This window comes from [Actinomadura] parvosata subsp. kistnae (assembly GCF_900323885.1).
Classification (GTDB): domain Bacteria; phylum Actinomycetota; class Actinomycetes; order Streptosporangiales; family Streptosporangiaceae; genus Nonomuraea; species Nonomuraea composti.
Map to the genome: position 1 here is coordinate 13,682 of NZ_OOHJ01000005.1, position 20,409 is coordinate 34,090.

19 protein-coding genes are annotated in these 20,409 nt (G+C 73.7%); 12 read left to right on the forward strand and 7 right to left on the reverse strand.

The annotated features are described in order from the left end of the window. Positions 1-12: 12 nt before the first annotated feature. Positions 13-240, forward strand: a complete 228-nt coding sequence (locus tag KIS93_RS01425) for a hypothetical protein (protein ID WP_080046597.1) — start codon at positions 13-15, stop codon at positions 238-240. Between the two features lie 70 nt (positions 241-310). On the opposite strand, the gene KIS93_RS01430 is transcribed toward KIS93_RS01425, so the two are convergent. Then, the gene (locus KIS93_RS01430) at positions 311-751 is read right to left on the reverse strand and encodes a cupin domain-containing protein (protein WP_080037693.1); all 441 of its coding nucleotides are present in this window, start codon (positions 749-751) and stop codon (positions 311-313) included. 312 nt (positions 752-1,063) lie between these two features. On the opposite strand from KIS93_RS01430, the gene KIS93_RS01435 reads away from it, so the two are divergent. Further along, the gene (locus tag KIS93_RS01435) at positions 1,064-1,747 is read left to right on the forward strand and encodes a TetR/AcrR family transcriptional regulator (RefSeq protein ID WP_080046598.1); all 684 of its coding nucleotides are present in this window, start codon (positions 1,064-1,066) and stop codon (positions 1,745-1,747) included. Here KIS93_RS01435 and KIS93_RS01440 read toward each other — a convergent pair. Continuing rightward, the gene (locus KIS93_RS01440) at positions 1,676-3,226 is read right to left on the reverse strand and encodes an amino acid permease (RefSeq protein ID WP_080037694.1); all 1,551 of its coding nucleotides are present in this window, start codon (positions 3,224-3,226) and stop codon (positions 1,676-1,678) included. The genes KIS93_RS01435 and KIS93_RS01440 overlap by 72 nt on opposite strands. 235 nt (positions 3,227-3,461) lie before the next feature. Between KIS93_RS01440 and KIS93_RS01445 the strand changes: the two genes are divergently transcribed. The 9 genes from KIS93_RS01445 to KIS93_RS01480 all read left to right on the forward strand — a co-directional run bounded on the left by KIS93_RS01445 (position 3,462) and on the right by KIS93_RS01480 (position 14,016). Continuing rightward, positions 3,462-4,304: an urea amidolyase associated protein UAAP1 gene (locus KIS93_RS01445; protein ID WP_080037695.1), complete on the forward strand. Its 843-nt coding sequence runs from the start codon at positions 3,462-3,464 to the stop codon at positions 4,302-4,304. Then, complete coding sequence (locus KIS93_RS01450) at positions 4,304-4,927, forward strand: urea amidolyase associated protein UAAP2 (RefSeq protein WP_222107167.1); 624 nt, start codon at positions 4,304-4,306, stop codon at positions 4,925-4,927. Before KIS93_RS01445 ends, KIS93_RS01450 begins: the two co-directional genes overlap by 1 nt. After that, positions 4,920-5,996 carry an ATP-binding protein gene (locus KIS93_RS62920; protein ID WP_222107168.1) on the forward strand — a complete coding sequence of 359 codons (1,077 nt, stop codon included), beginning with the start codon at positions 4,920-4,922 and terminating at the stop codon, positions 5,994-5,996. The genes KIS93_RS01450 and KIS93_RS62920 overlap by 8 nt, the downstream gene beginning before the upstream one ends. Continuing rightward, complete coding sequence (locus tag KIS93_RS01455) at positions 5,990-8,476, forward strand: 5-oxoprolinase/urea amidolyase family protein (protein WP_222107169.1); 2,487 nt, start codon at positions 5,990-5,992, stop codon at positions 8,474-8,476. Before KIS93_RS62920 ends, KIS93_RS01455 begins: the two co-directional genes overlap by 7 nt. Then, positions 8,473-10,407 (forward strand): allophanate hydrolase, encoded by a 1,935-nt coding sequence (locus KIS93_RS01460; protein WP_080037697.1) that lies wholly within the window; start codon positions 8,473-8,475, stop codon positions 10,405-10,407. The genes KIS93_RS01455 and KIS93_RS01460 overlap by 4 nt, the downstream gene beginning before the upstream one ends. 3 nt (positions 10,408-10,410) lie before the next feature. Then, positions 10,411-11,598 (forward strand): molybdopterin molybdotransferase MoeA, encoded by a 1,188-nt coding sequence (locus KIS93_RS01465; RefSeq protein WP_080037698.1) that lies wholly within the window; start codon positions 10,411-10,413, stop codon positions 11,596-11,598. 99 nt (positions 11,599-11,697) lie between these two features. Beyond that, positions 11,698-12,084 (forward strand): hypothetical protein, encoded by a 387-nt coding sequence (locus KIS93_RS01470; RefSeq protein WP_155126752.1) that lies wholly within the window; start codon positions 11,698-11,700, stop codon positions 12,082-12,084. Between the two features lie 137 nt (positions 12,085-12,221). Continuing rightward, positions 12,222-12,620, forward strand: a complete 399-nt coding sequence (locus KIS93_RS01475; RefSeq protein ID WP_080037700.1) for a VOC family protein — start codon at positions 12,222-12,224, stop codon at positions 12,618-12,620. Positions 12,621-12,789: 169 nt separating this feature from the next. After that, positions 12,790-14,016, forward strand: coding sequence for an SUKH-4 family immunity protein (locus KIS93_RS01480; protein WP_080037701.1), 1,227 nt, complete (start codon positions 12,790-12,792; stop codon positions 14,014-14,016). Positions 14,017-14,207: 191 nt separating this feature from the next. Here KIS93_RS01480 and KIS93_RS01485 read toward each other — a convergent pair whose 3' ends face one another. The 5 genes from KIS93_RS01485 to KIS93_RS01500 form a co-directional block, all read right to left on the reverse strand. Continuing rightward, complete coding sequence (locus KIS93_RS01485) at positions 14,208-15,293, reverse strand: carotenoid oxygenase family protein (RefSeq protein WP_281261933.1); 1,086 nt, start codon at positions 15,291-15,293, stop codon at positions 14,208-14,210. Further along, on the reverse strand, positions 15,290-15,556 hold the full coding sequence (locus tag KIS93_RS67205; protein WP_281261934.1) for a carotenoid oxygenase family protein: 267 nt from the start codon (positions 15,554-15,556) through the stop codon (positions 15,290-15,292). The genes KIS93_RS01485 and KIS93_RS67205 overlap by 4 nt, the downstream gene beginning before the upstream one ends. 44 nt (positions 15,557-15,600) lie before the next feature. Next, entirely contained in the window at positions 15,601-17,433 is a 1,833-nt protein-coding gene (locus KIS93_RS01490) for an MFS transporter (RefSeq protein ID WP_080037702.1), read from the reverse strand. A gap of 104 nt (positions 17,434-17,537) precedes the next feature. Next, the gene (locus KIS93_RS01495; RefSeq protein ID WP_080037703.1) at positions 17,538-18,104 is read right to left on the reverse strand and encodes a TetR/AcrR family transcriptional regulator; all 567 of its coding nucleotides are present in this window, start codon (positions 18,102-18,104) and stop codon (positions 17,538-17,540) included. Between the two features lie 139 nt (positions 18,105-18,243). After that, positions 18,244-18,921: a winged helix-turn-helix transcriptional regulator gene (locus KIS93_RS01500; protein WP_080037704.1), complete on the reverse strand. Its 678-nt coding sequence runs from the start codon at positions 18,919-18,921 to the stop codon at positions 18,244-18,246. 172 nt (positions 18,922-19,093) lie between these two features. Between KIS93_RS01500 and KIS93_RS01505 the strand changes: the two genes are divergently transcribed. Further along, positions 19,094-20,407, forward strand: a complete 1,314-nt coding sequence (locus KIS93_RS01505; RefSeq protein ID WP_168006878.1) for a purine-cytosine permease family protein — start codon at positions 19,094-19,096, stop codon at positions 20,405-20,407. Positions 20,408-20,409: the final 2 nt, after the last annotated feature.

Sequence of the window (20,409 nt, forward strand, 5' to 3'; positions counted from 1 at the left end):
AAGGAGCCGGACATGACCACACCGCGCAAGGCGAGCGCGTTCGACATCCGCGTCGTCATCGCCGCCCTGATCGGCTGCTACGGCGCCGTACTGATCATCCTCGGGCTCGTCGCGGACACGGCGGCGGCCCGGGCCAAGACCGGCGACGTCAACGCCAACCTGTGGGCCGGCCTCGGCATGCTGGCCGTCGCCGCCGTCTTCGCGATCTCCGCCCGCCTGCGGCCGGTCCGCATCGAATGACGACGGCAAAAGCAGAGGTCACCGAGCAGGGGATGCTGCTCGGTGACCTCTGCTCAGCTCCGGGCCGCGGTCACGACCGCGGTGCGCGCCGGTCCTTGCGGGCCTCCAGCTCCTCCTGGCTCACCGGGATCAGCATCGGCTGCCCCGGCGCGCAGAACATCGTCACCACGAACGCCGACTCCTCATCGGACAGGTGGTTGCCGTCCTGGTAGTGGATCACGTCCCCGCCGGGCTCCCAGAACGCCTCGCCGGCCCGGACCACTCGCACGGGGTCGCCTTCGAGCTCGAAGTTGACGGCACCCTTGACCACGTACCCGTACGCGGGCCCGGAGTGCCGGTGCGGCGGCGCGCCGGGGCTGTTCGGCGGCAGCGTGACCAGGATCGTCATCGCCTCGGCCCCCTCCGGCGCGGGCGGCGCGCCCGGCACGGTGGCGACCACGTCGATCCTCGGCGGCGGGCCGCTCTTGTCGGGGTTGTCCAGGTGGTGGGCGTGAGCGTGATCGGTGCTCATCGGATGTCCTTCTCTATGGAGGGGCCGGTTCGATCCGGCCCTGTACAGCTCAGACCGGGCAGCGCCCCCGATGCGTGACAGGGCGCGGCGGGTTTCCTACCCGGCGGGACGCGGGCGCACGGGGAGCCGCTGGTGACCGTTGCTGATGAGAGTGGGAATCGTGGGCAGCTCTTCATCCGGCGCCGCGAGCGACAGCGGGTACGCCAGCCGCTCCTGTCGTCTCCCCCGACGGGCTCGGGAAGGAGACGACCGGGTGGCCCCGGCCGGGTGTGACAGGATCGGCCCTGCCCGGTGGTGTGCGAGGATCATGAGGTGAGTGCCGTTTCCCCCGTTCGCAAGGTAGGCAGGCCGCGCGCCGTGGCGCGCCCGCGCAGCGGGCTGAGCCCGCGTGAGGAGATCCTGGCCGCGGCGGCGGAGCTGTTCACCACCCACGGGTACGCCGCCACCACCACGAGGGCGCTGGCCGAGCGGGCCGGGATCCGGCAGGCGTCGCTCTACCACTACTTCGGCGGCAAGGAGGACCTGCTCGCCGAGCTGCTGGAGAGCACGGTGCGGCCCTCGCTGGAGGCGGTGGGCGCCCTGGCCGGCGCTACACCGGAGGAGCGGCTGTGGGAGTTGTGCCATCGTGACGCCAGGTTGTTGTGCTCGGGGCCGTACAACCTGGGGGCGCTCTACCTGCTGCCGGAGGTGCGCACGGAGCGGTTCGCCGGGTTCCGGGGGATGCGGGAGGAGCTGAAGGGCGTCTACGGGCGGCTGCTGGCCGAGACCCCGGCCGGGGCGGCGCTGGAGCCCGCCGACAGGGAGCTGCGCACGGATCTGCTGTTCGCGCTGATCGAGGGCGTGATCCTGATCCGCAGGGATACCCCGGGCGAGCTGGCCGCCGGCGTCATCGAGACGCTGGCGGCCGCCACCGCCGACGCGGCGCTACGCCTGGCCGGCGTTGGCGACCGGCAGGGGCTCGGCGGCAGCGGCGGCGACGCTGCCGGTCCGGCGTAGCCGGCGGTAGAGCAGGCCGAGGGCGACGACCGCCGCGAGGAAGAGCAGCGTGAACCACTGGAAGAACCAGTGGCCGGTGAGCGGCGCGTACACCTCGGCCCTGGGCCAGGCCAGGTTGACGGTCATGGCCAGGCCGTAGCAGAAGGCCAGCGCGTTCACCGGCAGGCCCCAGCGGCCCATGCTGAACAGCGGCGTCCCGTCCTCCGCGGTGCCGGCCGGCGCGCCGCCGCGCCAGGGGCCGCGCAGGCGCTGTGCCAGCAGCGGGCCCGTCACCATCGCGTACGCGAGGTAGAGCAGCACGATGCAGGTGGTGCCGATGGCCAGGAACGCCTCGGGCGAGGCGAAGTTGAGCAGCAGGATCGCGGCCGCGAGCAGGCCGGTGACCAGCGCGGGCCCGGTCGGCATGCCGGTGCGGGGGGAGACCCTGGACAGCGCGCCGGAGAAGGGGACGACGCCGTCGCGGGCCATGGAGAACAGCATGCGGGTGGCGGCGGTCTGGATCGCCATGGTGGCCACGGCGATGGCCACGGTCACGTCGGCCAGCAGCAGCTTGCCGACCCAGTCGCCGAGGCTGCTGGTCAGCACGTACGACAGGCCCTCGGTGGCCAGGCGCCCGTCGGTGAGGCTGGGGGCGGCGAGCAGGCCGGCGAAGATGATGAGGCCGCCGAGCAGCCCGGCCGCCGTGAGCGCGGTCAGGATGGTGCGGGGCGCGACCCGCCGCGGGTTGCGGGTCTCCTCGCTCAGCTCGCCCGCGCTGTCGAAGCCGATGAGCACGTACGCGGCGGTGAACGAGCCGACCAGCAGCGCCCCGATGGCCCCGCCCTGCCCGCCGGTGCTGAAGGTGACGCCGGGCGCGTTCTCGGCGTGGGTGAGCAGCAGGACGACGATGAGCACGGCCCCGATGATCTCCGTGGTGACGCCGATGCTGTTGACCCTGGCGAGGACGCGGTTGTCGATGACGTTCACGGCGGTGGTGAGCGCGAGCAGGATCAGGCCGAGGATGGCGGCGTTGGCCGCGCCGGTGGCGGTGGTCGGGGCGGGGTCGCCGCCGACGAGCTGGAAGCCGGACCAGATGGAGGGCAGCACCACCTGGAGGGCGAGCGCGGCGGCGGCGATGACGACGATCTGCCCGAGGATCATGATCCAGCCGGCGAACCAGCCGAACGCGGGCGTGCTGAGCCGGGTCGACCACTGGTAGATGGAGCCGGAGATGGGGTAGCGGGCGGCCAGCTCGGCGAAGCAGAGCGCGACCAGGAGCTGCCCGGCCAGCACGACCGGCCAGGTCCAGAAGAAGGCGGCGCCGCCGAAGGAGTATCCGATGGCGAAGAACTGGAAGACCGTGGTGAGCACGGAGATGAAGGAGAAGCCCGCGGCGAAGGAGGCGTACCTGCCCATGCTGCGGTGCAGCTCCTGGCGGTAGCCGAAGGTGCGCAGCGCGGCCTCGTCGGTGGGGGGCGGGGGAGTGGCGGTGACGTCCATCGGGGCTCCGGGCGGTCGAATTTCTGTCGGTTGACCGATATGTACGGGCCCGTGGTTTCCGCCTCGTGACGCCGGCGTTCATCTGCCGTAACGCAAAGCTCACCGCCCATCCTGCTCACGGCGGGGGTGTTGCCCGGGTGAGCCCCGCTTAACGCCGGATTTACCGCGGCGACCCATACGCGTTCGCTCCGCCGGAGACAGTTTCTGTCAAGCGACAGAAATTACGAGGAGCGTCGTGACCACACTCCAGAACGGGACCGCCACCACCGCCGGTGCGCGCGCCCACGCCCGCGCCCAGGAGGGCACCGCGGTCCACACCGCGCCGACCGTGCCCGCCGCGCGCTGGGAGAACCCGCCCGAAGGCGTCGCCGCCGCCGACCTCGTCTGGGCGGACCGCGTCCCCGCCGGCGGCTACGCCCACCGCGTGCTCGCGCCCGGCACCGCGATCCGCCTCACCGACCCCGAGGGCGACGCCTGCGCGTCGCTGCTGCTCTTCCACGCCGGCATGCCCTGGGAGCGGCTCAACGTCGCCGACACGGTCAAGGTGCAGTGGCAGGTGTACGCCGGAGCGTCGTACCTGCTGCTCAGCGACCAGGCCCGGGTCCTGGCCACCATCCTCCACGACGGCTCCGGCCGGCACGACACCCTCTACGGCACCTCCACCAGGGCCAGGAACGAGCGGCGCTACGGCGACGGCTCACCCCACGGCCCCAGCCCCGCCGGGCGGGAGCTGCTCGCCCTGGCCGGCGCCAAGAACGGCCTGGAACGGCGCGACCTGCCCCCGTCGATCTCCCTGTTCCAGGGCGTGCGGATCGACGCCGACGGACGTCCGGAATGGCAGGGCTCGGCCGGGCCGGGCGCGAGCGTGACCCTGCGGACCGAGCTGCCCGTCATCGTCCTGCTCGCCAACGCCGCCCACCCGCTCGACCCGCGCCCCGACTACACCGTCACCCCGCTGGAGATCCTCGCCTGGCGGGACCGCGTCACCACGCCCGACGACCCGCAATGGAGCGCCACGCCCGAAGGGCGGCGCGCCTACGAGAACACCGCCGACCACCGCAAGGGCAGGGGACTGTGATGACGCACGCGTTCGGGGCCGAGCTGCACCGGGAGACCGTCCCGCCGCGCGCCCCCTGGTCGTGGGTGCTCACGCGGGGGCAGGTGCTCGTCATCACCGACCTCGACGGCAACCAGGCCGTCGACTTCCTCGCCTACGACGCCCACCGCTCCTGGCGCGCCTACAGCGCCCAGGCGACCCTCCAGGAGCAGGAGACGATCTTCCTGACGACCGGGAGCGTCCTGCGGGACAACGAGTCCGAGCCGCTGCTCACCGTCGTCGCCGACGAGGTCGGCCGGCACGACACCCTCGGCGGCGCCTGCTCCCGCGAGTCCAACACGCTGCGTTACGGCCACCACACCTACGCCCAGCACGCCTGCGCCGACAACTTCCTCGCCGAGCTGGCCAAGTACGGCATGGGCAAGCGCGACCAGGTGTCGAACGTCAACTGGTTCATGAACGTGCCCGTGGATCCCGACGGGGCGCTCGGCATCGTGGACGGCATCTCGGCGCCCGGCCTGTCCCTGGCCCTGCGCGCGGAGAAGGACACTCTCGTCGTCGTCTCCAACTGCCCGCAGATCAACAACCCGTGCAACGGCTTCGACCCGAGCCGCGCCCACATGGTGGTGCACGCCGGTGCCTGAGCTCATCCGTACCGTATTGATCGCCAACCGCGGCGAGATCGCCTGCCGCATCATCCGCACCGCGCGCCAGCTCGGCCTGCGCACGGTCGCGGTGTTCTCGGAGATCGACCGGGCCGCCGCGCACGTCCGGCTCGCCGACGAGGCCGTCCTGCTCGGCCCCGCCGCGTCCTACCTCGACGCGGAGGCGGTCCTGCGCGCCGCCAAGGAGAGCGGCGCCGACGCCGTCCACCCCGGTTACGGCTTCCTCGCCGAGGACGCCGGCTTCGCCGAGCTGGTCGAGGGGGCGGGGCTGGCGTTCGCAGGCCCGGCGCCCGGGCACCTGCGGACGTTCGGCGACAAGCACACCGCCCGCGTGGTGGCCGTCGCGGCCGGAGTACCGGTCTTCCCCGGTACGGGCCTGCTCGCGGACGCCGACCACGCCGTCGCCGAGGTCGAGGCCATCGGCTACCCCGTCATGCTCAAGGCCACCGGAGGTGGCGGCGGCATCGGCATGACGGTGTGCCGCACCCCGCAGGAACTGCGCGCCGCCTACGACCGGGTGACCGGCCTCGCGCTGCGCAGCTTCGGCTCCGCCGGCGTCTTCGCCGAGCGGTACGTCGAGCGCGCCCGCCACGTCGAGGTGCAGCTCTTCGGCGACGGCAGGGGCGGCGTCGTCACCCTCGGCGACCGCGACTGCTCGCTGCAGCGGCGCAACCAGAAGGTCGTGGAGGAGGCGCCCGCCCCGGCCCTGCCCGCCCGCGTACGGGAACTGCTGCACCGCACCTCCCGCGACCTGGCCGCCGCGATCCGCTACCGCTCGGCCGGGACCGTCGAGTTCGTGTACGACGCCGAACGCGAGGAGTTCTCGTTCCTGGAGGTCAACGCCCGCCTCCAGGTGGAGCATCCGGTCACCGAGCAGGTCACCGGCACCGACCTGGTCGCGTGGATGCTGCGCCTGGCCGGCGGCGACGACTCCTTCCTCGCCCCCTACCTCGCCGCCGGCGAGGTGCCGGTGACCGGGCACGCCGTCGAGGCCCGCGTGTACGCCGAGGACCCGCCGCCGGCTTCCGCCCCAGCGCCGGCGTGCTGACCCGCGTGGAGCTGCCGTCAGGGGACGGCATCCGCGTCGACGGCTGGGCCGAGACCGGCACCGAGGTGTCTACCGCGTACGACCCGATGCTGGCCAAGGTGATCGCCACCGGCGGCACCCGGGAGGAGGCGCTGGACCGCCTCGGCGACGCCCTCGCCGCGACCCGCGCCGACGGGATCGAGGTCAACCTCGGCCTGCTGCGGGCCGCCATCCGGATCCCCGAGTTCAGGGCCGCCACGCACACCACCGGCACCCTCGCCGGCGTCGGCGACCCCGAGCCGCGCATCACTGTCGTGCGCTCCGGCATGATGACCACCGTCCAGGACGCCGACGGGCGCGTCGGCTACTGGCAGGTCGGCGTGCCGCCCAGCGGCGCCATGGACGACCGCTCGCTGCGCCTGGCCAACCTCGCCCTCGGCAACGACGAGAACGCGGCCGGCCTGGAATGCACCGCGACCGGCCCTTCCCTCCTGGTCAGCCACGACACGCTGGTCTGCGTCGCCGGCGCCCCGGCGGCCGTCACCGTGGACGGCGCGCCCGTGCCGATGTGGGCGCCCGTCCTCGTGCCGGCCGGGGCCACCCTGCACGTCGGCGACGCCACCGCCGGGCTGCGCACCTACGTCGCCTTCGCGGGCGGGCTGGACGTGCCCCACTACCTCGGCAGCGCGGCCACCTTCACCCTGGGACGCTTCGGCGGGCACGGCGGGCGCGCGCTGCGCCCCGGCGACGTCCTGCGCACCTTCCCCACCAGTACCGCCGCGGCCGGTCCCGTCCCCGAGGACCGGCGACCCCGATTCGGGCAGCACTGGGAGCTCGGCGTCACCGAAGGGCCGCATGCCGCGCCCGAGTTCTTCACCCGCGCCGACATCGAGCAGCTCTACGCCACCCGCTACGGCGTGCACTTCAACTCCGCCCGCACCGGCGTCCGCCTGATCGGCCCCAAACCCGCCTGGGCCAGGCGCGACGGCGGCGAGGCCGGGCTGCACCCGTCCAACATCCACGACACGCCCTACTCCGTCGGAGCGCTCGACTTCACCGGCGACACCCCGATCCTGCTCGGCCCGGACGGCCCCAGCCTCGGCGGCTTCGTCTGCCCCGTCACGGTGGTGTCGGGGGAGCGGTGGAAGCTGGGCCAGCTCCGGCCCGGCGACACGGTCTCGTTCGTCCCGGTCCGCGCCGGCTCCGCACCGCGCCGCTCGACCGTGCCGGCGACGGGCGGGGACGGTGACGACGGCGTGCTGCGGCGGCTCGACGGCGGCGACGGGCCCGCCGTGACGTACCGGCGGCAGGGCGACGACAACGTCCTCGTCGAGTACGGCGACCAGGTGCTCGACCTCGCCCTCCGCGCCCGCGTCCACGCGCTGCACACCGCGCTGGCCGGCCTCGCCGAGCCCGGCGTGCTCGACCTGACGCCCGGCATCCGCTCCCTCCAGGTGCACGTCGACCCCGGAGTGCTGCCGGTGCCCCGCCTGCTCGGCCTGCTCGCCGAGCTGGAGGCCACCCTGCCGCGCACCGCCGACCTGGTCGTCCCCAGCCGAACGGTGAGACTGCCGCTGAGCTGGGACGACCCCGCCACCAGAGAGGCCATCGAGCGGTACATGGCAGGGGTGCGCGACGACGCGCCCTGGTGCCCGTGGAACATCGAGTTCATCCGCCGTATCAACGGGCTCGGCAGCGTGGACGACGTCTACCGCACCGTGTTCGACGCCGAGTACCTGGTGCTCGGGCTGGGCGACGTCTACCTCGGCGCCCCCGTCGCCACGCCGCTCGACCCCCGGCACCGGCTCGTCACCACCAAGTACAACCCCGCCCGCACCTGGACGGCGGAGAACTCCGTCGGCATCGGCGGCGCCTACCTGTGCGTCTACGGCATGGAGGGCCCGGGCGGCTACCAGTTCGTGGGGCGCACCACGCAGGTGTGGCGCACCCACCCGGCGCCCGGCGAGGACCCGTGGCTGCTGCGCTTCTTCGACCGCATCCGCTGGTACCCGGTCACCCCGGAGGAGCTGCTCGACCTGCGGGCCGACCTCGCCGCCGGCCGGACGTCCATCGACGCCGCCGACGGGTCCTTCTCGCTGGCCGAGCACGAGCGCTTCCTCGCCGAGAACGCCGCGTCCATCGCCGCGTTCCGCGCCACGCAGGCGGCGGCGTTCGCGGCCGAGCGGCGGGCCTGGGAGGAGGCGGGCGAGTTCACCCGCGCCGAGCAGGCGGCGGCCGTCGAGCCCGCCCCGCCCGCCGAGGTCGCCGTGCCGGACGGCGGCGCGCGGCTGGACGCGCCGTTCGTGGCGAACGTGTGGAAGGTGGAGGTCGCGGTGGGCGACGTGGTCGAGGAGGGGCAGACGCTGGTGGCGCTGGAGGCCATGAAGATGGAGACGTACCTGACGGCGCCGGCCGCGGGCGTCGTGACCGACGTGCGCGCCACCCCTGGCACCCAGGTCGCCCCGGGGGACTGCCTGGTCGTCCTGGGACCGCGCGCATGACCGCCGGCGAGGCGGCGGGCGGGAGCGCCCGTGAGGTGGTGGGCGGGAGCGCCCGTGAGGTGGTGGGCGGGAGCGCCCGTGAGGTGGTGCGGGGGCGGCGGCCGGAGGTGTTCATCGCGCACCGGGACGAGGCCGCCGTGGCCGCCGACCTGGCGGTGGCGGCCGGGCCGCTGGCCGGGCTGCGGCTGGCCGTCAAGAACAACGTGGACGTGGCCGGGTTCGCGACGACCGCCGCCTGCCCCGCCTTCGCCTCCGGGCCGGCGGCGGCCGACGCGACGGCGGTGGCGCGGCTGCGGGCCGCCGGGGCGACGGTCGTCGGCGTGACGAACCTCGACCAGTTCGCCACCGGCCTGGTCGGGCAGCGCAGCCCGTACGGAGGGGTGCGCGACGCGCGCCGGCCGGCGTTCGTGTCGGGCGGTTCGAGCTCGGGCTCGGCGGTCGCGGTGGCGCTCGGTCTGGCCGACATCGCGATCGGCACCGACACGGCGGGCTCCGGGCGGGTGCCGGCCGCGTTCCAGGGCATCGTGGGCATCAAGCCGACGCTCGGCACCGTCTCCGTGGCCGGGGTCGTGCCGGCCTGCCGCTCGTACGACGCGGTCACGATCATGGCGCGGGACCTCGGCACCGCCGGCGCCGCCATGGCCGCGATGGCGGGCGGGCCGGGCACCCGGCCCTGGCCGGCCGACGCGCCCCTGGCCGCACCGCCGAAGGCCCGCGTCGCCGTCCCCGACGACCTGCCCGCCATGGCCCCCGGATGGGGCGCGGCGTTCGCGGACGCCGTCGAGCGCCTGCGAGCGGACGGCGCCGTGGTGGCGCCGATCCGGATCGAGCCGTTCCTGGCGGCGGCCCGGCTGCTCTACGACGGCGCGCTCGTCGCCGAGCGGCACGCCGCCGTCGGCGCGTTCGTGGACGCCCACCCGGACGAGGTCGACCCCACCGTGGGCGCGATCATCAGCCGGGCCGGGCGGGTCTCCGCCTCCGACCTCGTGCGCGACCTCGCCCGGCTGGAGCGGCTGCGGCAGGAGTGCATGGGGCTGCTCGACGGCTTCGACGCGCTGCTCGTGCCGACGGCGCCATGCCATCCCACGGTGGCGGAGGTCGCGGCCGAGCCGGTGGCGGTCAACTCGCGCGTCGGCACGTACACGAACTTCTGCAACCTGTTCGACCTGTGCGCGGTCGCGGTGCCGTCCGGGACGGTCGACGAGGGTCCGGAACGGGGGACCGCCCAGTTCGGCGTCACGGTGCTGGCCCGGCCGTTCCACGACGCGGTGGCCCTGGACCTGGCCCGCCGCGTCCTCGTCCACCCCGAACCGCCGGCGGAGTACGCGGGCGACACCCCATACTCGACCGCCCCGTACTTGACCGCCCCGTCGCAGGCCGTCCCGTCGGAGGCCGTCCCGTCGCAGGCCGCACCGCCACCGGGCGCGCCGGTTCCGCCCGCCTCGTCGCCGGACGTTCCTGTGCCGTGGCCGGCGGCGATCGCGGACGGCGGCGTGCGGGCCGTCGAGCTGTTCGTGGTCGGCGCCCACCTGGCCGGCCAGCCGCTGGAGCACGAGCTGCGGCGGCTCGGCGCCCGCTGGGAGCGGCCCGCGCGGACCTCCTCCGCCTACGCCCTGCGCGTCCTCGGCACCGTGCCCCCGAAGCCGGGCCTGGTCAGGGTCGGCCCCGGGGACGGCGCACCGATCGACGGCGAGGTCTGGCTGATCTCGGAAGGAGCGCTCGGCCGCTTCCTGGCGGGCCTGCCCGCCCCCATGACGCTGGGCCGGGTCGAGCTCTCGGACGGCCGCTGGGTGGTGGGCTTCGGCTGCACGCACGAGGCGGCCTCGGCCGGCGCGGACATCACGAAGCACGGCGGCTGGCGCGCCTGGCTGACGGCGTGCGCCGGCCCGACGGGTCGAGTTGCATGTGAGAGGCCACGAATGGGACCGTGAGGCGTGGTCACGGCAGCCGATCAAGAAACCCGTCGGGACGTCGCCTGGGCGGCGGCGCGGCAGCTCGCGCACGAGGCGGCCGAGCCGACCCCGCCCGTGCAGGTCCCGCTCGGCCGGGTGGCGGGCCTGGTGCTGGCGGACGACCTCGTCGCGGCGACCCCGCTGCCGGCCTTCGACACCTCCGCGATGGACGGTTACGCCGTGGCGGGGCCGGGGCCGTGGACGATCGCGGGCAGCGCCCGTCCCGGCCGGCCGTGGGCGGGGGAGCGGCTGGCGGACGGGCAGGCGGTGGAGATCTCGACCGGCGCGGTCGTCCCGCCCGGGACGCACGCGGTGCTGCCGGTCGAGTCGGCCACCACGGACGACGGCCACGTGACAGGCCCCGAGCTGCCGCCCGGCAAGCACATCCGGCGGACGGGCGAGGACGCGCCCGCCGGCACGCGGCTGGCGCCCGCGGGCACGCCGGTGGGGCCGGCGTTGCTCGGCCTGGCCGCCTCCTGCGGCTACGACGAGCTGCCGGTCCGCCGCAGACCCGCCGTCCGGGCCATCGTCACGGGGGACGAGCTGGCCCGGCACGGCCTGCCCGGCCCGGGCCGGGTGCGCGACGCGCTCGGCCCGCTGCTGCCGCCCCTGGTCGCCGACCTCGGCGGCGACCTGGCCGGCCTCGCCCACGTGCCCGACGAGCCCGACGCCGTGCTGGCCGAGGCGGTGACGGCCGCGTCGGACGCCGACGTCGTCGTGGTCACCGGATCGACGTCGGTGGGCGTCACCGACGGGCTGCGCCGCCTGCTCGCCGAGCGTGACGCCCGCTGGATCGTCGACTCGGTCGCCTCCCGCCCCGGGCATCCGGCGTTGCTCGCCCGCCCGCGCGGCGGCCCGTACGTCATCGGCCTGCCCGGCAACCCGTTCGCCGCGCTGACCGCCGCGCACACGCTGCTCGGCCCGCTCCTGGCGGGCCTGTCCGGGCGCCCGCTCGGGAGCCTGCCGCAGGCGCCGCTGCTCACCCCGATCCCGGTGCCGGCCGGCCGCACCCGCATCGTCCCGGTCGTCTGGGACGGCGCCGGCGTGCGGGCACTCGGCGGCGACCGCCCGGCCTTCCTCAACGGCGCGGCCCTCGGCGACGCCCTGGCCGCCGTCCCCCACGGCCACGAGCCCGGCGCCCCCGTACCGCTGATCCTCCTGCGGACGTGAGCGCCACGGGCCCGCCCGTGCAAGAGATCGGCAAGGCGCTCTCAAGCGCGCCTCCCTACGGTCCTCGCAGCAAAGTAGATCATGCAACGGGGAGAAAGCATGAGACTGTCATCGAAGACCGTGGGGGCGCTGGCGCTGGGGGGCGCGCTGGCGGCGAGCCTGCTGAGCGCACCGGCCGCGTCGGCCGCCGCGCTGCCCGGCTGCCCCGCCCCCAGGACGGCGAACGTCGACGACGGCACGGGCGTCATGCGGGGGTCCTTCAACCTCAAGACCGCCCCGTACGCCGCCTGCGGGAACGTCGCCAAGCTGCACAGGGGCCAGGTCCTCTACTTCCACTGCTGGACCAGGAACAGGTACGGCAAGCACTGGGTGTTCGCCCGCGTCAAGGGCACCGGCACGTACGGCTGGATGAGCCTGGACAACCTCACCTCGATCAAGAACAGCCGCCTCACCTTCTGCCCCGGTGAGGACCACCGCCGAGGCTGACGACCCGCGCGGCGCCGGCTCGTCTCCTCGGGGACGAGCCGGCCAAACTCATGGCGAATACTGGACCGATTCCGTCCACAATCGGTCGTAACGTGCGAGGCGCTAGAGGCATCACGCACTCGTACAGGAGAAACGTCATGGACTTCGTCTCGATCCGCGTCATCACCGATGACGTCGCCCGCCTCACCGGCTTCTACGAGCAGGCCACCGGCCTGCGAGCCCGCTGGGCCACCGAGGAGTTCGCCGAGATCAGGTCGGCCACCGCCACGCTGGCGATCGCCGGCACCCGCACCGTCCCGCTGTTCGCCCCGGGATCCTCCCGGCCCGCCGACAACCACAGCGTGATCCTCGAGTTCCTCGTCGAGGACGTGGACCGCGTGTACGAGAACCTGTCCGGCCAGGGCACAGGATTCGTCACCGAGCCCCGCACGATGCCGTGGGGCAACCGGTCGCTGCTGCTGCGCGACCCCGACGGCAACCTCGTCAACTTCTTCGCCCCCGTCACCCCGGAGGCCGCGGCCCGCCTCGCCCGCTGACACCCGGGCAGGTCGGTGCCCCGGCGCGTCCGGCATGGACGGGCACCGCGATGAGGCGCTCAGGGTCACGGACGCTCCGCTCGGCCGGCGCCGGCCCCTGATTCCGCAATCACCGCACCTTCGGCCTTCTTGATCACTATCCTGCGTGGTTCGTCACCACGGAGGGATCATGATGACCGAAGTCGTCACGTTGGACGTCGAGAAGGGCAAGGAGCTCGGGCTTCGCGAGGCCGACCTCGTGCTGCTCACCGAGACCGGGCTCCCCCGCTCCGCGGGCGGGCATTTCAGCACCGACATTCCCGACGGGCCGCTCGGGCTGTTCGCCGTCGTCCCGCTGGCCGAGGGCAACCACGGCTTGATCGTGGGCGGGCCGCATCAGGACGGCGACATGGTGTTCTTCCTTGACGTGGACAAGGGGGCCGTCGTCCTGGTCGATCTGGACGGCGGTGACGAGGGGCTGAAGTTCGAGGTCGTGAACACCTCGCTGGCCTCCTTCGCCGAGTTCGTCCAGCGGCTGGGCGCGTACGCGGACGCGCCGCCGGCGGAGCGTCCCGCCGACGACAAGGCCCGCCTGGCGGAGATCGCCGCGAGCCTGGAGAGGCTCGACCCTGAGGCGTTCCGGCACCCGCACTGCTGGTGGGCGATGGTGGTCGCGCGTCACCGGCGGGCGGCGGCCAGGCGGGAAAGGGAGCGGGCGCCGGCCGCGTCGCACGCCGAGGCGTTCGACCGGGCTCTGGACCGGCTGGAGGAGAAGGGCTGGCGGCACGTCACCGGCGAGGAGTTCGCGTCCGCGACCGGTGAGTGGGGGCTGCTGGCTCTGCCCCCCGACTTCACGGACGCGTTCGCGGCCGACGGCACCTTGCTCCGGGACGTCGACGTGCGCTGGAGGGGCGGCCTGGCATCGGAACTGCAGTCGGCCTTCGCCTGGGAAGGGCTCGTGCTCCGCGTGCCCGAGGAGGAGCCGGAGGACGATCCGGAGGACTTCGAAGCCGCGATGGACCGGCTCATGGCCGCCGCCCACGGCCCCACCGAGCCAGGCGAAGGCACCGTGACCTGCCTGGCCGCCGACGAGCCGTCCGACCTGTGCCGCATCCTGCGGGCCTTCGAACTTCTGGCCGCCAAGGGGTACGTGGCCGAGCCCGCGCTCTGGCCCACCACGTCGGGCTGCTGGGAGCGGGTGGCCGAACGCAGCCAGGACACGGAGGCGCTCAAGGCCGTCTTCTGGAACACCCAGAGCCACGACAGCGCCTTCGACGTCAGGGGCGACCTGGTCGACCAGCTCCACCTCGGCTGGGCGGGCGACCCTGAGGAGATCGGCGCGGCTCTGGCCGATGCCGGGCTGGCGGTGCAGGTGCCGCAGGACGAGGGCACGACCTTCATCCTCGACCCCGCCTGATACCTGCCCGAAAGGCTGTGGTGGTGCCGCTGCGCCAACGCCTGGAACTCCTGCCGGTCACCGACGACAGGCGTGACGACGTCCCGGTCGTCCTCGATGGCAGGGCAGTGAGTTGTCCTGGTCGATGGTGGCTGACCCAGTAACTGCCATGAGCGGGGCGGCCCCGGGTGAGGGCCGCCCCGCAGGATGGGCTACTGGTCGGTGGTGTCGGGGATCCAGGAGCCGTGGATGCCGCCGGTGACGCGGCGGGGCAGGTGGACGGTGGCGATCCGGTCGAGGCCGGCGGCGTCCAGGACCAGGAGCTGGGAGGCGTCCTGCTTGAGGTCGGAGACGACGGTGAGGAGGTAGCCGTCGTCCTCGTTCGCGGCGCCTTCGGCGGGGACGAAGACGGCCTCGCTGGGCAGGCGGGCGTCGCCGGCCTGGTGGACGCGGCGGGCGCCGGTGGCGCGGTCGTACTTGACGACGCCGTAGCCGCCGTAGCCGTCCTGGTCGGGGAAGGAGACGGCGTAGGTGTAGCGGTTCTCGGCGCCGACGTAGTCCTCGTTGAGGGTGGGGAACTCCACGGCGAGGTCGTCGATGGTCTGCTCGTCGACCCTGCCCTGGGCGAGGTCGACGACCCAGCGGCGGGTGTAGGAGCGGGTGTTGGGTTCGGTGCCGCGGCCGGGCGCGCCGACCCACCAGTTCCAGGACAACTGGAAGCCCTCGCGGTCGACGGTGGGGCCTTCCAGGACGATGCGGCCCTGGGCGTCCTCGTAGGCGTTGGCGGCGTGCAGCATGTTGCCGGGCTCGATGTCGAACCAGCGGATCCTGGCGGCGCCGTCGGCGGTGCGGGGCATGACGCCGATGCGGGAGGGCTGGGCGTCGCTCCAGCCGTACGGGATGCCGGAGTGCTCGGCCGGGTCGAAGGTGACCGAGCCTTCGATGAAGACCACGTGATGGCGGGTGATCGCGAAGTCGTGCTTGAGGGAGGCGGTGGCGCCGGGGATCTCGGCGCTGTGCACGATCTGGCCCTTGGCGTCGGCGATGTAGTACAGGAGGTAGGGCGGGAACGGCGAGGAGCCGAAGAAGTGCAGCTCGCCGGTGACCGGGTCGGTCTTGGGGTGGGCGGTCATCGCGCTGCGCAGCTTGCCGTCGAAGTCGTAGGCGCCGACGGTCTCCAGCTCGGCGTCCAGCTCGAACGGGAAGTTCGCCTCGCACAGGGCGAGCAGGCGTCCGGCGTGCTCGATGACGTGGGTGCCGGCGACGCTGGCGGTCAGGTCGGGGCCGTGCTCGGTCATGTAGGGGCGCCGTCGAGGGCGGGGGTGCGCACCCACCGGTTGCGGTACCACTCGGCCCGGCCGTCCCGCAGCCGGATGCCGTGGACCATGCCGCTGCCCTTGAACCAGTGCGTCGGGGTGACGCCCGGCTTGGGGTTGTGGCTGTTGCGGACCAGCCGGCCGTTCAGCTCGGGCGGCAGGTGGCCTTCGACGGTCAGCCCGGTCGCGGTGATCTCGTCGACGGCGGGGATGTAGTGGCCGGTCAGGTAGGGCTTGGTGGTCATGGCGTATTCCTCTTCCTCGCTGCGGTTCGGGTGTTGTGCGGTGGTCATCGGGCGGGCTGCTCGGCGCGGGTCTTCAGGGCCGCGAGCCAGGACTGGAGTGAGGCGTGCAGGGCCTGGCGGAGCTGCTCGGCGGCGGCCTCGACGGGCGCCCCGGCCCACGACTCCTCGGTGCGGACGGTGACGCGGCCGCCGTCGGCGGTGAACGTCCAGACGTGCACGCCGTCGATGCCGCCGGCCGGGCCGCCCCACACGATCCGCTCGCCGGGGACGACCTCGAAGACGGTGGAGGTGATGTCCAGGCCGTGGGTGGTCCACCGGAAGGAGCTGCCGGGCTCGACGGGGCCGGTGAGCGTGGCGGTGTCGATGGCGTCGTTCCAGCTCGGCCAGGCGTCGATGCCGGTGTGCAGCGCCCACACCCGCTCGATCGGGGCGTCGATGGTGGTGGACAGGCGGACGATCACGGGGGCGGTCTCGTCGATGGTGCGCATTTCGGGGTTCCTTTCGGTCGGACGGGTGAGACAGGCGGCCAGGACGGCCGTGGCGAGCAGGACGGCGGCCGAGGCGGTGAACGCCGCGCGGTAGCCGTCGGTGAGGGCCTGGAGGTGCGGCGAAGTGGAGCCCGCGGTGACCGATCCGGCCAGCGTGGCCAGGACGGCCAGGCCGATCGCGCCGCCGACCTGGCGGGTGGTGTTCACCAGCCCGCCGGCCGTTCCGGAGTCCTCCCTGGCGACCCCGTCCATGGACAGGTCGGTGAGCTGGATGAAGGCGACGCTGAGGCCGAGCCCGATGAGGACGCTCGGACCGAGCACGTCGGCGAGGTAGGAGCCTCCGGCGCTGATCCGCGCTAGCCACAGCGTCCCGGCGGCCTGCACGAGCAGGGCGGACAGCAGCGTACGGCGGGGCCCGAGCCGGGCGGTGAGCCGTGCGGACAACGCGGAGCCGGCCATGATGGCGCCGGCGAGCGGAAGCTGGCCCAGACCGGTGAGCAGCGGGCTCTCGCCGAGGACCTCCTGCTGGTAGAGCGGCAGGAAGAAGAACAGCGCGAGCCACACCGACCCGAACAGGGCCATCAGCAGGTTTCCGGCGGCCACCCGGCCGCCCCGCACCAGCCGCGGCGGCACCAGCGGATCGGGATGCCGGCGTTCCACCAGGACGAACACCGCGCCGAGCACGGCGGCGAGGGCGAAGGCGCCCAGGACGCGCCCATCGGTCCAGCCTTGGGCGCGGGCCGTGCTCAGCCCCCATACCAGGCCGGTCAGGGACAGCGTGATCGCCAGGGTGCCGAGCGGGTCGAACCGGCCGCCGCCGCGCGGCTGGGCGCGCGGGGTGCCGAGCGCGACGGCGAGCAGCACCGCGAAGGCGCCGGCGGTGACGGCGAGGAACAGCGCCCGCCAGCCCCACGCCTGGGCCAGCAGGCCGCCCAGGAGCACCCCGGCGGCGCCGCCGGCACCCGAGACCGCGCCCCACACCCCGAGCGCCCTGGCCCGGCCGGGGCCGGGCGGGAACAGGCCCATCACCACGGCCAGCGCGGCCGGGGCGATCGCCGCCGCGCCCACCCCCTGCACGGCGCGGGCCGTGATCAGCACCCCCGCCGAGGACGCCAGGCCCGACACGGCCGAGGCCGCTCCGAAGACCGCCAGCCCGCCCAGCAGGAGCCTGCGATGGCCCAGCAGGTCCGCGGCCCGCCCGCCGGCCAGCAGCAGGGCGCCGAACGCCAGCCCGTAGGCGTTGACGACCCACGTCGTGCCGCCGTCGGAAAGCCCGGCGCCGTCCCGGATCTGCGGGAGCGCCACGTTGACGATCGAGTTGCCGAGCACGACGAGGAACTGCGCCGCGGCCAAGGCCGCGAGCGCCGGGCCCGTGGCTGTCTTACGCATCTCCGACTCCAGAAGTGTGTGGTTGACCACTCAGTGTTGTGTGGCAAAGGAAGGCGGGGCTCGAGCCCCGCCGGCGCCGTCCCGGGCGGATCGCCCGGGAGGGCTCAGTAGTGCGTGATGCCCGCCGACAGAGTCCGCGTCCAGGGCGCCTGCACCTCGTCGGCGCCGATGGACACCAGCAGGTGGCACAGCATGCCCGTGGCGAAGAAGTCCTGGACCTGGGCCTCGCCGCCGCCGGAGGCGCCGCGCACGTACTCCACCAGCCGGGCGTAGCCCTGCCGGACCGCCTCGCGCACGGCCGGCTCGGACACCGCCGCCGCCTGGGCGTGCAACTGGATCAGCATCAGGTCGTTGTCGCTGATGAGCTGTGCGTAGGCGTCGCCCATCGCGTGCAGGACGGTCTCGGGCGAGCCGCCGCCGTGGGTGGCCACCGCCTGCTCCAGCGCGCCGCGCACCTTCACGAAGCAGTGCTCGACGACCGCCACGAACAGCGACTCCTTGCTCGGGAACAGCCGGTAGACGTAGGCCTGGGAGATGCCCGCCGCCTTGGCCACCTCCGTCGTGGTCGTGCCCCAGTAGCCGCGGGCCGCGAAGGCGCCGATGGCGGTGGCGAGCACCGTCTCCCGGCGCTCGTCGGCGGTGGACAGCTGTCGTGCTCGGCTCGTCGTCATGTGAGTAATAAACCACTCACACTTTCCGATGTCAAACGCCGAGCCCGCGCCGACGTCGGCCATCGCGCGCAGCACGTCGATCTCCGCTGCCCGGCATGGACGGCACCAGGACCAACGACGAGATCGCGGCCCGGCTGCCTCAGCCGGGCGCCACGCGGGAGCGCGGCGGTGGCAGTCGGAACAGGTCCTTCAGCCTGCGCAGCGCCTTCTCGTCGCCGCTGGTCGTCGCGGTGCCGCCGTCGATGGCCTCGGCCAGGGTGAGCCGCTGGCCGGTCAGGTCGAGGAACGCCTCCTCGCCGATCGTGACGACGGCGTCCGGACGCTGGGCGGGCCCGTGCAGGGTGTCGATGGTGCCGTCCTCGACCCGGGCGTGGAAGACCTCGTCGCCGACGCGGAACTCGTACGTCGCCCGGAGCCCGGCGGCGGCCTCCGGGGCGAAGCAGGCGCGCAGCCCGAGCACCGCCCAGCCGGGGTGGAACGTCTCGCCGTCGCGCCGCTCGCCCATCGCCCACTTCAGCCCCCACCGGGCCAGCTCCAGGACGGCGGGGCCGAGCTCTTCGCCGGCCTCGGTGAGGGCGTAGGCGGGGGTGCGGGCGGGCGGCGGGAGGGTGATCTTGTGGGCCAGCCCCTCGCGTTCGAGCTGCTTCAGGCGGGCGGCGAGCAGGCCGGTGCCGAGGCCGCGCAGGCTGGCCTGCAGATCCCCGAACCGTTTCGGCCCGGTCAGCAGCTCGCGGATCAGCAGCAGCGTCCAGCGCTCGCCGACGAGGTCGAGGGTGCGCGCGGTCGCGCAGTACTGGTTGTAGGTTCGCTGTTCCACTTCACCACTCTAAAGTGCGGGCTTCCTCTTCTTGAACGGACGCGAGCGAGGGTGTGCATGATGCACGGCCGAGCCGCCAAGGCTGTGTGATGTCACCACTGACTCCGGTCTGACCAGCGCATATGGTGGCCGCCAAGCACCCCGTCCCCGCTTGTAAGCGAAGGAGCCCGGCATGTCCTCTGCTGTCGGTGTCGACGATTACGCGCTCACCAGGGTCCCCCCGAGCGCCCGCTACTCCTGGTGGTCGGTCGCCGTCCAACGGTTCGGCCAGGTCTCCGCGCTCAGCCAGTTCCTGCTCGGCGCCACGCTCGGCTTCGGGATGGGGTTCTGGGAGGCGTTCCTCGCGCTCACCCTGGGTGCCGTCATCCTGGAGGTCGTGGCCGTCTTCGTCGGCGTCATCGGGGTGCGGGAGGGGCTGTCCACGTCCATGCTGGCCCGCTGGACGGGGTTCGGCCGGTCCGGGTCCGCGCTGATCGGGCTGGCGATCGGCATCAGCCTCGTCGGCTGGTTCGGCATCCAGTCGGCGGTCTCCGCGCAGGGGCTGGCCGCCCTGGTGGGCGTGCTGCCCGAGTGGGGCTGGTCGCTCGTGTTCGGGCTGGTGGTGACGGCGATCGTGCTGTGGGGCTTCGGCTCGATGGCCTGGACGGCGTACGTCACCGTGCCCGCGTTCCTCGTCCTGGTCGGCTGGTCGATCATCAGCGAGCTGTCGCGCCACGACGTGGGCGCGCTGATGGCGTCGGCGCCGCCGGGCCCGCAGCTCACGCTGCTGCAGGGGACGACGCTGGTCGCCGGCGGGTTCATCGTGGGCTCGATCATCACGCCCGACATGACCCGGTTCAACCGCAGCGTCGCGGACGTGGTCAAGCAGACGGTGCTCGGCGTCACCCTCGGCGAGTACGTCATCGGCCTGGCCGGCGTCCTGCTCGCGCACGCCGTCGGCACCAGCGAGATCACCACCATCGTCACCTCGTCGGTGGGCTGGGTCGGGATCCTCGTCATCGTCGCCGGCACCGTGAAGATCAACGACTGGAACCTGTACTCCTCCGGCCTCGGCCTGGTGAACTTCGTCGGCACCGTCTTCGGCAGGCGCGTGCACCGCGGCCTGGCCACCGCGCTCATCGGCCTGGTCGGCAGCGTGCTGGCCGCGGCCGGCATCCTCGACGCCTTCACCGAGTTCCTGACGCTGCTGGGCGTGGCGTTCCCGCCGATCGCCGGGATCATGGTCGCCGAGTACTTCGTGGTCCGGCGCTGGCGCGGCGACCTGGAGGCCGCCAGGGCGGGCGGGGGACTGCCCGAGCGGGCCCCGGCGTGGGTGCCGGCCACGCTGGTGATCTGGCTGGTCGCGGCGCTGGTCGGCAGGTTCGTCGAGGTCGGGCTGGGCAGCATCAACGCGCTGGTCGTGGCGTTCGTCCTGTACGTGGTGGCCGGGAAGCTGGGCCTGGTGCGGGGCGTGGGGGAGAGCCGTACCGAGCTGGTGCGGGCCTGAGA

Bases quoted from the DNA above. Each gene is read 5' to 3' on its own strand.
- KIS93_RS01475 (WP_080037700.1), top strand. From the start codon at position 12,222: ATGGACTTCGTCTCGATCCGCGTCATCACCGATGACGTCGCCCGCCTC.
- KIS93_RS01470 (WP_155126752.1), top strand. From the start codon at position 11,698: ATGAGACTGTCATCGAAGACCGTGGGGGCGCTGGCGCTGGGGGGCGCG.
- KIS93_RS01460 (WP_080037697.1), top strand. From the start codon at position 8,473: ATGACCGCCGGCGAGGCGGCGGGCGGGAGCGCCCGTGAGGTGGTGGGC.
- KIS93_RS01495 (WP_080037703.1), bottom strand. From the start codon at position 18,104: ATGACGACGAGCCGAGCACGACAGCTGTCCACCGCCGACGAGCGCCGG.
- KIS93_RS01425 (WP_080046597.1), top strand. From the start codon at position 13: ATGACCACACCGCGCAAGGCGAGCGCGTTCGACATCCGCGTCGTCATC.
- KIS93_RS01485 (WP_281261933.1), bottom strand. From the start codon at position 15,293: ATGACCGAGCACGGCCCCGACCTGACCGCCAGCGTCGCCGGCACCCAC.
- KIS93_RS01450 (WP_222107167.1), top strand. From the start codon at position 4,304: ATGACGCACGCGTTCGGGGCCGAGCTGCACCGGGAGACCGTCCCGCCG.
- KIS93_RS67205 (WP_281261934.1), bottom strand. From the start codon at position 15,556: ATGACCACCAAGCCCTACCTGACCGGCCACTACATCCCCGCCGTCGAC.
- KIS93_RS01430 (WP_080037693.1), bottom strand. From the start codon at position 751: ATGAGCACCGATCACGCTCACGCCCACCACCTGGACAACCCCGACAAG.
- KIS93_RS01490 (WP_080037702.1), bottom strand. From the start codon at position 17,433: ATGCGTAAGACAGCCACGGGCCCGGCGCTCGCGGCCTTGGCCGCGGCG.
- KIS93_RS01480 (WP_080037701.1), top strand. From the start codon at position 12,790: ATGATGACCGAAGTCGTCACGTTGGACGTCGAGAAGGGCAAGGAGCTC.
- KIS93_RS01440 (WP_080037694.1), bottom strand. From the start codon at position 3,226: ATGGACGTCACCGCCACTCCCCCGCCCCCCACCGACGAGGCCGCGCTG.
- KIS93_RS01505 (WP_168006878.1), top strand. From the start codon at position 19,094: ATGTCCTCTGCTGTCGGTGTCGACGATTACGCGCTCACCAGGGTCCCC.